Here is a 12,967-nt window from a genome sequence, read left to right as displayed (position 1 = left end):
CCGGTGTCGTGACCAGTCACGGTGCCGGGGTGGTTGCTTTTTGGTACGACGACCCGGGCCTACGTCGCTTCGTCGAGCCGCTTCGCCAGGACGTCCGGGTCGACCGTCGTCAGGTCGAGCTCGAAGAGGTCGCGGTTGCGCCGGAACCGGTCGTCGTCCCACCGCCACCACTCGAAGCCCGTGAGGACCTCGATGACCGGCTCGGGGTACCGCCACCGGATGAAGCGTGCCGGGTTGCCCGCTGCGACGGCATAGGCGGGAACGTCGCGGGTGACCACGCTTCCCGCGCCGATCACGGCGCCGTCGCCGATCGTCACGCCCGGAGTGATGACGACGGAGTCGCCGATCCACACCGCGTTGCCGATCGTCACGGGTTCCCGCGGTCCGAGGACGGATGCGGCGCCCATCGTGCGGCGCTGCAGGTCCTCCTCGATGTTGAGGAACTGCATGTGGTGGTTGGCGCTGCGCACGACGAGGCGACCGGCGATCGCGCAGTAGCACCCGATCGTGCAGGGCTCGAGGTAGGAGGACTCGTTGATCCTCGTCCCTCGTCCGATCACGACGCCGGGCGCGATGTAGGACCCGGGCGCGACGAGGACGTCGTCGCGGTAGAAGGCGACGCGGTGCCGCATGTTGTCGACGCGGCGCAGTGCCCGTCGGCGGACCGCCCTCAGCAGCTGCTGGGCAGTTCGTTCCACCACGGGAGCAGAGGCGCCCGAGGGGTTGGTCGATGTCGTCCCGAGCCCCATGGCGCGGACGCTAGCAGTCCGCTCGGTCGACCGCAGCCTGACAGGGAGATCGGTCGGTGCTGCCTGCGTGTCAGTCGTCGGGAACCGAGCAGGTGGGTGCGTTGCCGGGGGACGCCCTAACGTTGGGGCCGTGCTGCCCGTCGCCCTCGCCGCCCCGCTCCGTGAAGCCCTGCTCGCTGCCGACTTCACCTATGACGCCATCAGCGAGCTGCTCGGGGCGGAGGCCCACCAGGCGTTGTCCCGCAACGAGACGACACCCGGCCTTCGTCGTACGACGAACGACGAGCCGCTCGCCACGCTGATCCGGCTCTTCCTGCTCCAGGCCGTCGTCCCCACCTCGGGCGCCGAGCGGGCCCTGCCCGGGCTGGTCGACCGGCTGGTCAACGCGGGTGTCCTGGCCCAGAGCGTCGGCGAGGTCGCGGCGCGGCTCGACGTCCGGCCCTACGGCTCCGAACAGGGCGACCTGTGGGTCGTGAGCGACCTGACCCCCGGCCTGAACGGCATCGCGACCTCCGTCACCGGCGACTACGTGCTCGGCATCAGTCCCGCCTCGTCCAGCCTGGCCCAGCTCACCGTCCGGCACGATGTCGGCAGCTCGCTCGACCTCGGCACCGGTTGTGGCGTGCAGGCGCTGCACCTCGCCACGCACAGCGACCGGGTCGTCGCCACCGACGTCAACCAGCGCGCGCTCGCCATCGCCCGGTTCAACGCGGCGCTCAACGACGTCGACGACATCGTCGAGGTCCGCGACGGCTCCTTCTTCGCCCCGGTCGCCGGTGAGCGGTTCGACCTGATCGCCACCAACCCGCCGTTCGTCATCTCGCCCGCCAGCGGCGAGCGGCTCGTCTACCGCGACTCCGGCCTGCCCGGTGACCAGGTCGTCGAGCACATCGTCCGTCGCGCGCCCGACCACCTCAACGACGGTGGCTGGTGCCAGGTCCTCGCGAACTGGGTGATCGAGACCGACCGCCCGTGGGACGAGCGCCTCGGCACCTGGCTCACCGAGGAGTGCGACGCCCTGGTCGTCCAGCGCGAGGTGCTCGACCCGTCGTCGTACGTCGAGCTGTGGCTGAAGGACGCCGGCCACCACCCCTCGACCGGCGGCGACCCGGCGGCGTACGCCGAGCGCTACGACACCTGGCTCTCGTGGCTGGAGCAGCAGGGCGTCGGCGGGATCGGCTTCGGCTGGATCAACCTGCGCCGCCGTGCCGACGTCACCCCGGGTGCCCTCGTGCGTGACCTCCTCGAGTGGCCGTACGACGTCGAGCAGCCCATCGCGCCCGCGATCGCCGACTGGGCCGACTCCGCCCTGGCCGCCCAGTCCGTCGGTCCGGACACCCACCTCGTGCTGCGCGAGGACGTGCTCCAGGAGACGAGCGGCCCGGTGGGCGTCGAGGACCCCTCGACCATCGTGCTGCGCCAGCAGCGCGGCTTCCGTCGGGCCCGTCAGGTCGACACCGTGGTGGCCGCGGTCGCCGGTGCCTGCGACGGGGACCTGGCGGTCGGGCCGCTCGTCGACGCCGTAGGCCAGCTGCTCGAGCGCGATGCCGCCAGCCTGCAGGAGGTCTACCTCCCGGAACTGGCCGAGCTGGTGGCCGAGGGCTTCCTCACGCCCGCCGACCCCGCTGCTGGCTGAACCCGTCCCGCTCGTGATGCACACTTGACCCCGTGACGAACGCAGGCTGGTACCCCGACCCCGCTGGCGCGCCCGACACCTACCGCTACTGGGACGGTCAGTCGTGGAGCCAGATGACCACGAGCCACCCGCCGGCCGCGGCCCAGCCCACGCCGCAGCCCCCTCAGCAGCCCCAGCAGCCCACTCCGCCGGCAGCGGCGCCCACGCAGTTCCCGCCGCAGCAGCCGCAGCAACCGAACCAGGGCGGGTACGGCGCCGTACCCCAGCCGCAGCAACCCCAGCCGACCCCCGGCTACGGCGCGGGCGGGTTCTCCGGCGGCCCCGGTGGCCCCGGCCCCGGTGGCTACCCCCAGCAGCAGTGGAGCCCCACCCCCTCCGGCAGCTCCGGCGGCGGTAGCGGCAAGACGATCGGCATCGTCATCGCCGCCGTCCTCACCCTCGTCCTGCTCGGCGTCGGCGGGTTCTTCGGCGTCCGCGCCCTCACCGGGGACGACGACGGCGACAAGTCGGCCAACGACCCGACCCGAAGCGAGTCCTCGGACGCGACGGAGTCGAGCGACCCGACTGACGGGAGTGACCCGACCGAGTCCTCCACCGACGCCAGCTCGAGCAGCACCATCGCGCCGACCGGAATCCAGTGCACCGGCGGCACGCCCAAGCCCGCGACGGATCCGGGCAAGAACCCGCCGGCACTCACCGGTGGCGGTCTCACGATCCCGCGGCTGGGCGGCTTCACCGTCGACATCAGGTTCTCGGACGCCTTGCCGTTCGCGGACGGCATCATCGTCCAGTACGCCAACGTCACCGACAACTGGGTGACGGAGTACGCCGTCGGCGGGCTCTCGAAGGCCAACGGCTTCACCAGCACCGACCAGGCCGCCGAGATCATCATGCAGTGCCTGACCATGAACGACCTGGTCTACAAGGGGTTCGACAGCCGCAAGGACCAGAAGCGCGAAGCGGTCACCCTCGACGGCATGTCGGGCTACTCGATCACCTCGGAGATCCGGGTCAAGGACAGCGAGGTCACGGTCGAAGGTGACGTCACCACGGTGATCGTCCTCGACACCGGCGACGCCGACTCGTACGGCGTCTTCATCGGGGTCGCGCCCATCGGCGACACCGCGAAGATCGCCCAGGCCGAACGGGTCGCGAAGAGCATCAAGGCCGACTGAGGCGCCCCTCACTGGACACGACCCGCTACCGTGATCGGCCGTAGAGCCCATCACGGGTGACGAGTTCGCCCCTCCAGTGGCAACCGAAGCAGTAGAGAAGGTTTCAGCAGTGGCACACAAGTTGGTGATCGTCGAGTCGCCGGCCAAGGCCCGCACCATCGGCGGGTACCTCGGCGACGGCTATGTCGTCGAGTCCTCCATCGGCCACATCCGGGACCTTCCGAACAACGCCGCGGACACCCCGGCCAAGATCAAGGACAAGCCCTGGGGCCGGCTGGCCATCGACGTCGACAACGGCTTCGTGCCCTACTACGTCGTCCCCCGGGACAAGAAGAGCCACATCTCGAAGCTGAAGGCCCTGCTGAAGGACGCCGACGAGCTCTACCTCGCCACCGATGAGGACCGCGAGGGAGAGGCCATCGCCTGGCACCTCCTCGACGAGCTGAAGCCGAAGAACATCCCGGTGCGCCGGATGGTCTTCCACGAGATCACCAAGGCTGCGATCCAGGAGGCCGCCGCCAACCCGCGCGAGCTCGACATGGACCTGGTCGAGGCACAGGAGACCCGTCGCCTCCTCGACCGGCTCTACGGCTACGAGGTCTCGCCGGTCCTGTGGCGCAAGATCATGTCCGGCCTCTCCGCGGGCCGCGTGCAGTCCGTGGCCACCCGCCTCGTCGTGGACCGCGAGAAGGAGCGGATGGCCTTCAAGCTCGCGTCGTACTGGGACCTCGAGGGCACCTTCGACGCCGGCTCGAAGCACGACCAGCGGATGTTCCCGGCCAAGCTGCACACCATCGACGGCACCCGCGTCGCCAGCGGCAGCAACTTCGGCCAGGATGGCCTGCTGAAGGGCAAGGCGGACGTCGTCCACCTCGATCGCCCCCGTGCTGAAGCCTTGGTCGCCGCCCTCGCCGACACCGCGTACGACGTCCGTACGGTCGAGGCCAAGCCGTACCGCCGTTCGCCGTACGCGCCCTTCCGCACCACCACGCTGCAGCAGGAAGCCAGCCGCAAGCTCGGGATGAGCGCGTCGGTGACGATGAGCGTCGCCCAGCGGCTGTACGAGAACGGCCACATCACCTACATGCGTACCGACTCGACGACCCTGTCGGACACCGCGATCTCCGCGGCCCGCAGCCAGGTCGCCGAGCTCTACGGCAGCGAGTACGTCCCCGACGAGCCGCGGACCTACACGAGCAAGGTCAAGAACGCCCAGGAGGCGCACGAGGCGATCCGCCCGGCGGGCGACTCGTTCAAGCGCCCCGGCGAGACCGGCCTGACCGGCGACCAGTTCCGGCTCTACGAGCTGATCTGGATGCGCACCGTCGCGTCGCAGATGAAGGACGCCGTCGGCCAGTCGGTCAGCATCCGCCTCGGCGGCGCAGCGGCCAGCGGCGAGGACGTCGTGTTCTCGGCCACCGGTCGCGTCATCACCTTCCACGGCTTCCTCAAGGCGTACGTCGAGGGCACCGACGACACCGCCGCGACCAAGGACGACCAGGAGACCCGGCTCCCGAACCTGCAGCAGGGCGACTCCGTCTCGGCCGCGTCGATCTCCGCGAACGGCCACGAGACGAAGCCGCCGTCGCGCTTCACCGAGGCCACCCTGATCAAGGAGCTCGAGGAGCGCGAGATCGGTCGCCCGTCGACGTACGCCTCGATCATCGGGACGATCCTCAACCGCGGATACGTCTACAAGAAGGGCACCGCGCTGGTGCCGGCCTGGATCGCGTTCTCCGTGGTGCGGCTGCTGACCGAGCACTTCTCCCGGCTGATCGACTACGAATTCACCGCCGGCATGGAAGAGGTCCTCGACCAGATCGCCCGTGGCGAGAAGGACCGGACCACCGAGCTGACGGAGTTCTACTACGGCTCGTCGGCGCTGACCGGGCTGCTGCCCCTCGTGCAGGGCCTGGGCGACATCGACGCCCGGGAGCTCGCGACCTTCCCGGTCGGCACGGCCGAGGACGGCATCAACCTGCGCGTCGGCAAGTACGGCCCGTACCTCGAGGGTCCCGACGACGACGGTGCGCCGCTGGCCCGCCGCGCGAACGTCCCCGACGACCTGCCGCCCGACGAGCTCACCGTCGCCAAGGCGATCGAGCTGCTCGCCAACCCGGCCGGAGAGGAGATCGAGCTCGGCGTGCACCCGGAGACCGGTCTGCAGGTGGTCGCGAAGAACGGCCGCTACGGCCCCTACGTCACCGAGCTGATCCCCGAGCCCGCCGAGGGCGAGAAGAAGCCCAAGAAGGGGGAGAAGCCGCGCACCGGCTCGCTCTTCAAGTCGATGTCGCTCGACACCGTCACCCTCGACGACGCCGTCAAGCTGCTCGCCCTTCCCCGCGTCGTCGGATCCGGCGAGGACGGCGAGGAGATCACCGCCCAGAACGGCCGCTACGGGCCGTACCTGAAGAAGGGCACCGACTCCCGCTCGCTCACCAGCGAGGACCAGATCTTCGGGATCACCCTCGACGAGGCGCTCGCGATCTACGCCCAGCCCAAGCAGCGCGGCCGCGCCGCCGCGGCCCCGCCGCTCAAGGAGCTCGGCAACGACCCCGTGTCGGGCCAGCCGATCGTCGTGAAGGCCGGCCGCTTCGGCGAGTACGTCACCGACGGTGAGTACAACGCGACGTTGCGCAAGGACGACTCCGTCGAGGCGGTGACCCTGGAGCGGGCGGCCGAGCTGCTCGCCGAGCGTCGTGCCAAGGGTCCGGCCAAGAAGGCTGCGAAGAAGACGACCAAGAAGGCCCCGGCCAAGAAGGCTGCGGCGAAGAAGACCGCTGCCAAGAAGACGGCCGCGAAGAAGGCTCCGGCGAAGAAGACGGCCAAGAAGGCCTGAGGCCCGCCCGGTGGTTGAGGTGCGAGCGCAGCGAGCCTCGAAACCCCGGTCGGCTCTCGCCCTTCTCGCCGGCCTCGTCGCGGGATTCTTCGCGGGCACCCTGGGCTCGCTCGGCGGTCCCGAGGGGGAGAACGGGACCGACCTGTTCGTCGCACCGGGCGCATGGTCAGCGGTGACCTGGGTGCTCCTCGTCTCCTGGGTGGCGGCACTGGGCGTGGTCTGGGCACCGCGGTTCCCGGCCTGGACGCGGTTGTTCGCCCTCGGCTGGTTGCTCGGGCTCCCGGTCGTGACCGGCATCGGGTTCTTCTACTCGTGGATCACCTTCGGGACGGTCGGTCACACGCCGGTCCCCTGATGCCTGCGTCGGATCGTTCCCGTAGGTTCTGGGCGTGACCTCGTACCCCGGCCGTTTCGCCCCGACGGGCGTCTTCGTCTGCTTCGAGGGCGGCGAAGGTGGTGGGAAGTCGACCCAGTCGCGGCTGCTGCGCGACCGGCTCGAGGCCGCGGGCTACCGCGTGCGCCTCACCTTCGAGCCCGGCGACACCCCCGTCGGCAAGGAGATGCGGCGGATCGTGCTGAGCCCCGAGACCGGCGCGCTCGCCCACAAGACCGAGGTCCTGCTGTACGCCGCCGACAAGGCCGAGCACATCGAGACGCTCGTGCAGCCCGCACTCGACCGGGGCGAGATCGTGATCACCGACCGGTACGTCGACTCGACCCTGGCCTACCAGGGGGCAGGCCGGGCGCTGGACGTCGACGAGGTCGAGGAGGTCGCGCGCTGGGCGACCGGCGACCTGCGACCCCACCTGACCGTCGTGCTCGACGTCGACCCGGAGACCGGGCTCGGTCGCTTCGAGGGACGTGACCGGATCGAGGGCGAGTCGCTGGAGTTCCACCAGCGGGTGCGCCAGTCGTTCCTGGACCTCGCTGCCCGCGACCCCGAGCACTACGCCGTGCTCGACGCGCGGTCCCCGATCGAGGAGATCGCTGCGACCATCGCGGAGCGGGTCGAGCCGCTGCTGGCGCAGGCGCGTCGGGAAGCCCCATGACCATCTGGGACACCCTGGTCGGCCAGGGCCCCACGATCACGGCGCTGCGGCAGGCCGCCGCAGGCCAGGGGATGACCCATGCCTGGCTGTTCACCGGACCGCCGGGTTCGGGCCGCTCCAACGCCGCCATCGCCTTCGCAGCAGCGCTCGAGTGCCCGCAGGCCGGGCTCGGCCCCGACTGCCCGGAGACCTGCCACGCCTGCCGGACCGTGCTGAACGGGTCGCATGCCGACGTGTCGGTCATCCGCACCCAGAAGCTCTCCATCGGCGTCGACGAGGTCCGCGACCTCGTGCGCCGGGCAGCGCTGAGCCCGATGGGTGACCGCTGGCAGATCCTGATCGTGGAGGACGCCGACCGGCTCACCGACCAGGCCTGCAATGCACTGCTCAAGGCGATCGAGGAGCCCAACGGCCGGACCCTGTGGATGCTCTGCGCCCCGACCGTCGAGGACGTCCTGCCGACGATCCGCTCGCGCTGCCGTCTCGTCACGCTCTCCACCCCGACCGTCACCGAGGTCGCCGGCTTCCTGGTCGCCCGGGGCGTCGCGGAGCCCCTGGCGTCGTACGCCGCCCGCGCGAGCCAGGGCCACATCGGCCGGGCGAAGGCGCTGGCCTTCGACGAGGCGGTGCGCACCCGGCGCCAGGAGGTCGTGACGATCCCGGCCCGGCTGTCGAACCTCGGTCGCTGCATGGATGCGGCTGCCCGGCTGGCCACCACGGCCAAGGAGGAGGCGGATGCGATCACCGCCGACCTCGACGCCCGGGAGAAGGTCGACATCGACGCGTCGTACGGCGTGGTCGAGCGCGGTCGACGGCCGCGGGAGTACGGACCGGCACTGGCAGCGCTCGAGAAGGCTCAGAAGACCCGGGCGAAGCGCCGTCACCTCGACATGGTCGACCGCGGCCTCACCGATCTCGTGTCGGTCTACCGCGACGCGATCGCGCTGGCCACCGGAGCGCCCGGAGGACTGGTCAACGAGGACATCCGCGACCAGGTCGAACAGATCGTCGCGACGTCGTCCCCGGAGCTCAACCTCCGGCGGATCGGCTGGATCTTCGCCGCGCGGGAACAGATGCTGGAGTTCAATGTCCCGGTTGCCTTGGCACTGGAGTCGATGATGGTGGCGTTGAAGACGCCGCAACGATGAAGAGCACCACGACGAGGGAGTGGACATGGCTGTGAAGAAGAACCTGGTCATCGCAGTGATTGCGATCTGGGCCCTGGTGCTCGCCGCTGCCGTCGGCGTCGGCGTGGTGCTGCTCACCGGCGATGACGGTGACGACAACGACGCCGCCAACAAGGGCGACGACCCGAGCAGTGAGCAGCCGTCCACGGGGAAGACCATCGAGGACTTCTACGACCAGAAGATCTCCTGGAAGTCCTGCGGCAGCAACGAGTGCGGCACCCTCGAGGTCCCCATCAGCTACGAGTCGCCCGAGGACGGCTCGATCCTGCTCGCGCTGGAGAAGGCGAAGGCCACGGGCGACCGGATCGGCTCCCTCGTCGTCAACCCCGGCGGCCCCGGCGCGCCCGGGACCTCGACGGTCGAGGACGCCAACCTCTACTTCGCGGCGCCGCTCCTCGCGGCCTACGACATCGTCGGCTTCGACCCGCGCGGCACCGGTGAGTCCGACCCGGTGGACTGCATCACCGACGACGAGCTCGACGCCCAGATCGCCGGCGACCCCGACCCCGACACCCCCGCGGAGGTCGAGGACGGCACCGAGAAGGCGGAAGAGTTCTGGGCCGGCTGCAAGGCCAAGTCCGGCACCGTCGCGGCCCATGTCAGCACGGTCGAGGCCGCGCGCGACATGGACGTGCTGCGCGCCGCGCTCGGCGAGGACAAGCTCGACTACCTCGGTTTCTCCTACGGCACCCGCCTCGGGGCGACGTACGCCGAGCTCTACCCCGAGAAGACCGGCCGGCTGGTCCTCGACGGCGCGATCGACCCGTCGATCTCGTCGCGTGACGGCTCGCTGAGCCAGGCCAAGGGCTTCGAGACCGCGTTGCGTTCCTACATCCAGGACTGCGTGGACGGCGGCGACTGCTTCCTCGGCAGCACCGTCGACGCCGGGCTCAAGACGATCAAGGACCTGCTCGACAAGATCGACAAGGAGCCGCTCGACACCGGCGACACCGAGGGGCGCGAGCTGACCGTCGGGCTGGCGTTCTACGGCCTGATCACCCCGCTCTACAACCAGGACAACTGGTCCTACCTCGACGACGGCCTGCAGAAGGCCCTCAAGGGCGACGGCTCCACGCTGCTCCTGCTGGCCGACTTCTACGGCTCCCGCGAGAACGGCACGTACACCGACAACAGCCTCGAGGCGATCTCGGTGATCAACTGCCTGGACGACCCGTACTCCATCACCCCCGACGAGGTCCCCGCCCAGTTCGCCGACTTCGAGAAGGCGTCCCCCACGTTCGGCAGGGTGTTCGCCTGGGGCCTGACCGCCTGCAACGGCATCCCGTTCACCGCCACCGACGAGCCCGACCTGAAGATCGACGGCTCCGGAGCCGCCCCGATCGTGGTCCTCGGTACGACGCGCGACCCCGCGACGCCGTACGAGGAAGCGGTCGCGATGGCCGAGCAGCTGGAGACCGGTGTCCTGGTCAGCCGCGACGGTGACGGCCACACGGCGTACAACAAGCAGAACAAGTGCATCGACGACGCCGTGCACGCCTACCTGATCGAGGGCAAGGTGCCCAAGGACGGGCTGGAGTGCTGACCGCGCGCCGTGCTCGCTGACCGCTGGGGTACGACGGACGACGACCTCGTCCGGAGCTACCCGTGCGACGCCTTCGTCGCGAACCCGACGTTGCAGGCCTGGCGAGCGGTGACCGTCGAGGCCGACCCGGAGCGGATCTGGCCCTGGCTGGTCCAGGTGCGGCTGGCGCCGTACTCCTACGACTGGATCGACAACCTCGGGCGGCGCTCTCCGCGGGAGCTCCGGGACCTCCCGGACCCGCAGCCCGGGGACCCGTTCACCGCAAGTGCGGGGCGGCCGTTGGGACGGGTGCTCGCCGTCGAGCACCAGGTCCACCTCACCGCCCGCATCATGGGCGCCACGATGACCTACCTGCTCGTGCCCGTCGGTCCGGCACGCACCCGGCTGGTCCTCAAGATCGTGGCGGAGCTGCCCCGGCCGCTGGCTCCGGCGCTGAGCCTGGGCGACCTGGTGATGGCCCGTCGCCAGCTGCTCAACTTCAAGCGCCTGGCCGAGTCGGGCTGACCTGTCACCCGGATTCCTCAACCGGCGCCCGACCTCGGTATGCTTCCGCACGTTGTTCTGCGTCTCGGCGTGGAGCACGCCGCCTTAGCTCAGTCGGTAGAGCGAGTCACTCGTAATGACTAGGTCGTCAGTTCGATTCTGACAGGCGGCTCGGACGAGAAACGGCGCGGTTCGCATCAACCAGGTTGATGCAAACCGCGCCGTTCGTCGTTGTCGAGCTCTCCCGCGCGCAGCTGCGTCCACCGCAGGGCTGCCGCCGCCAGGGCGAGTCCGGTGAGGACGAGCAGAGGCGTGGCGGTGCCGACAGGCCCGCGCAGGGACTCGAGCAGCACGGGCACGCCGAAGCCCAGGTAGGTGCACACGTAGTAGACGCCGATCGTGATGCCGCGGTGCTCGGGGGGAGTGAGCGTCTCGACGTCCACGAGGCCCGCCCGCAGGCACAGCCCGTACGCCGACCCGAGCAGCACGGCCGTGACGATGAACAGTCCGACGCCCTGCTGTTCGTCGACCACGACCGCCAGCGCGAAGCCGGCGGCTGCGAGGACGGCGCCGACGATGCCGGCCCGAGGTCCCCAGTCGGCGCGGCGGGCGGCCACCTGCGCCGCGACACCCGTCCCCAGGGCGAGTGCCGACGCGACCCCCGGCACCCACGGCCCGCTGTGGTCGCCGCCGACCCGGCCGGCGAGGACGACCACCGGGACGGTGACCGCGGAGAACACCCACAGCGCCATCGGCACGGCGCGCACCAGGGCGCGCCCCACGCTCCGATCGACCGACGTCGTCGGCAGTGCCGGGGGCTCGGCCCGGTGGGGATCCGGTGGCGCGGCCGTCGCCCGGAACCCCAGTGCGACCGCGGCGAGCGACAGCGCGATGGTCAGGACGAACGGCGCTGCGAGTGCAGCTGACTCCGTGACGAACTGCGCGACCAGGCCGGACACGAGCGGCCCGCCGGCGAAGCCGGATGTCAGCGCGGTCCCTGCGATCGTCGTACCCCGGCGGCCGCCGAGGTCCGCGGCCCACGCCGTGCCGGCGCTCATGGCGAGCCCGACGCCGACACCGACCACCAGACGCCCGCAGTAGATACCGGCTCCGGTGTGCCAGCAGAGCATCAGCAGGTTGCCCGCAGCAGCGATCGTGCTCCCGATCAGCACGACCGGTCGGCGTCCGACGCGGTCCGAGACCCCGCCGCCGCCCAGGAGTCCGGGGAGGAGGCCGAGTGCGTAGACACCGAAGGCCCCAGCCAGCACCGTGGCCGAGAGGCCCTCCTGGTCGCGGAGCACCGGGATCATCGCGGCGAAGTGGTTGGTGGCCCACCCGGCGACGAAGAGGAGCGTCACGACCACCGGCAGGTGGCCACGGCGAGGGGGCGAAGACACCTCCGGAGACTACGCGGGACTCCGGAAGGGCCGCTCAGGCGATCGTGTCGAGGATCTCCAGCTGGCGCGCCCAGGCGTCCGACGCGGGGTCGATGACGACGAAGTGGTCCCCGGACATCTCGACCAGCTCAGCCGTGGCGCCCGCTGCCCTGGCGCGCTCGACATAGTCGGTCGACTGGCTCAGCGGCACGTTCGCGTCCGCTTCCCCGTGCACGCACCAGATCGGTACGTCGAGCGGGAGCTGCTGCGCCGGGTCGAAGCGCGCGTCGGCCGTGGTCGGCGGGTGGCCGAGGAAGGCCCGGACCGCACCGTTGCCCAGGCCCGCGGCGTCCGCTGCCCGGAGGTCGAGCACGCCGGCCTGGCTGATCACGTGCGTCACCGGCACCCGTTCGGACCAGCCGTGCCGGCCGCGCGCCGCGGCCCACGCGGCGAGGTGGCCGCCGGCGCTGTGGCCCAGGGTGACGACTGTCGTGGTGTCGACGTCGAGCTCGGCCAGCAGGTCGATGCCGGCGGCCACGTCGTCGAAGGTTGCAGGTGCGCCACCGCCTCCGCCCGACCGGTCCCCGACGCGTCGGTACTCGAGGTTCCACGCCGCCCAGCCCTGCCCGGCGAGGGCGGCGGCCAGCGGTGCGCCGAGTGCCTCGGCGGAGTACTCGGGGCGCCAGAAGCCACCGTGGATGACCACCACGAGCCCCCGTGGCTCGGCGCTGGGCAGGTACAGGGCGCCGTACTGGCTGGGGTCCTCGCCGTATGGGTGGACGGTGCGGGTGACGCCGCCGGTGGGTTCAGGGGTGCTCACGGGTCGGTTCTCCTCGCTGCAGCCGGTCGCGGACAGGACGGCGGACGCGCTGCCGATCGCGGTGAGGCGAAGCAGCATCCTGCGATCCACGGTGCCGAGTCTCGCACCTG

At 70.7% G+C, this 12,967-nt stretch carries 11 protein-coding genes and 1 tRNA gene; 9 read left to right on the top strand and 3 right to left on the bottom strand.

Going from position 1 to position 12,967, the window contains the following annotated elements; translation table 11 throughout:
• Positions 1-59 precede the first annotated feature (59 nt).
• Complete coding sequence (locus ACOACQ_RS14635; protein WP_420288607.1) at positions 60-749, bottom strand: CatB-related O-acetyltransferase; 690 nt, start codon at positions 747-749, stop codon at positions 60-62.
• 130 nt (positions 750-879) lie between these two features.
• Between ACOACQ_RS14635 and ACOACQ_RS14630 the strand changes: the two genes are divergently transcribed.
• From ACOACQ_RS14630 to ACOACQ_RS14590, 9 genes are all read left to right on the top strand, one after another.
• Positions 880-2,385, top strand: coding sequence for a DUF7059 domain-containing protein (locus ACOACQ_RS14630; RefSeq protein ID WP_420288606.1), 1,506 nt, complete (start codon positions 880-882; stop codon positions 2,383-2,385).
• 32 nt (positions 2,386-2,417) lie between these two features.
• The gene (locus ACOACQ_RS14625; protein ID WP_420288605.1) at positions 2,418-3,560 is read left to right on the top strand and encodes a DUF2510 domain-containing protein; all 1,143 of its coding nucleotides are present in this window, start codon (positions 2,418-2,420) and stop codon (positions 3,558-3,560) included.
• Positions 3,561-3,669: 109 nt separating this feature from the next.
• Entirely contained in the window at positions 3,670-6,399 is a 2,730-nt protein-coding gene (gene topA, locus ACOACQ_RS14620; RefSeq protein ID WP_378606635.1) for a type I DNA topoisomerase, read from the top strand.
• A 10-nt stretch (positions 6,400-6,409) separates the two neighbouring features.
• Positions 6,410-6,754: a hypothetical protein gene (locus ACOACQ_RS14615; protein WP_378606638.1), complete on the top strand. Its 345-nt coding sequence runs from the start codon at positions 6,410-6,412 to the stop codon at positions 6,752-6,754.
• Between the two features lie 34 nt (positions 6,755-6,788).
• The gene (gene tmk / locus ACOACQ_RS14610; protein ID WP_378606641.1) at positions 6,789-7,448 is read left to right on the top strand and encodes a dTMP kinase; all 660 of its coding nucleotides are present in this window, start codon (positions 6,789-6,791) and stop codon (positions 7,446-7,448) included.
• Positions 7,445-8,596: a DNA polymerase III subunit delta' gene (locus ACOACQ_RS14605; protein WP_378606644.1), complete on the top strand. Its 1,152-nt coding sequence runs from the start codon at positions 7,445-7,447 to the stop codon at positions 8,594-8,596. Before tmk ends, ACOACQ_RS14605 begins: the two co-directional genes overlap by 4 nt.
• Before the next feature lie 25 nt (positions 8,597-8,621).
• Positions 8,622-10,178 carry an alpha/beta hydrolase gene (locus tag ACOACQ_RS14600; protein ID WP_378606647.1) on the top strand — a complete coding sequence of 519 codons (1,557 nt, stop codon included), beginning with the start codon at positions 8,622-8,624 and terminating at the stop codon, positions 10,176-10,178.
• A gap of 9 nt (positions 10,179-10,187) precedes the next feature.
• A complete protein-coding gene (locus tag ACOACQ_RS14595) occupies positions 10,188-10,682 on the top strand; it encodes a hypothetical protein (protein WP_378606650.1) in 495 nt (164 codons plus the stop codon).
• 78 nt (positions 10,683-10,760) lie between these two features.
• Positions 10,761-10,833: transfer RNA gene (locus ACOACQ_RS14590), tRNA-Thr, on the top strand.
• A 25-nt stretch (positions 10,834-10,858) separates the two neighbouring features.
• Here ACOACQ_RS14590 and ACOACQ_RS14585 read toward each other — a convergent pair.
• Positions 10,859-12,058, bottom strand: coding sequence for an MFS transporter (locus ACOACQ_RS14585; protein ID WP_378606653.1), 1,200 nt, complete (start codon positions 12,056-12,058; stop codon positions 10,859-10,861).
• Positions 12,059-12,092: 34 nt separating this feature from the next.
• Positions 12,093-12,947, bottom strand: coding sequence for an alpha/beta hydrolase (locus ACOACQ_RS14580; protein WP_420288604.1), 855 nt, complete (start codon positions 12,945-12,947; stop codon positions 12,093-12,095).
• Positions 12,948-12,967 lie beyond the last annotated feature (20 nt).

Origin of the sequence: Nocardioides sp. CPCC 206347 (genome assembly GCF_048654605.1) — a bacterium.
In the GTDB taxonomy this organism is placed as follows: Bacteria; Actinomycetota; Actinomycetes; order Propionibacteriales; family Nocardioidaceae; genus Nocardioides.
Note: the sequence above shows the minus strand (reverse complement) of the source record. Positions and strands in the feature narration are given on the sequence as shown.

What these genes read in the sequence shown, in the direction of transcription:
- ACOACQ_RS14635 (WP_420288607.1), bottom strand. Translation starts at nt 749, where the DNA reads ATGGGGCTCGGGACGACATCGACCAACCCCTCGGGCGCCTCTGCTCCC.
- ACOACQ_RS14600 (WP_378606647.1), top strand. Translation starts at nt 8,622, where the DNA reads ATGGCTGTGAAGAAGAACCTGGTCATCGCAGTGATTGCGATCTGGGCC.
- ACOACQ_RS14605 (WP_378606644.1), top strand. Translation starts at nt 7,445, where the DNA reads ATGACCATCTGGGACACCCTGGTCGGCCAGGGCCCCACGATCACGGCG.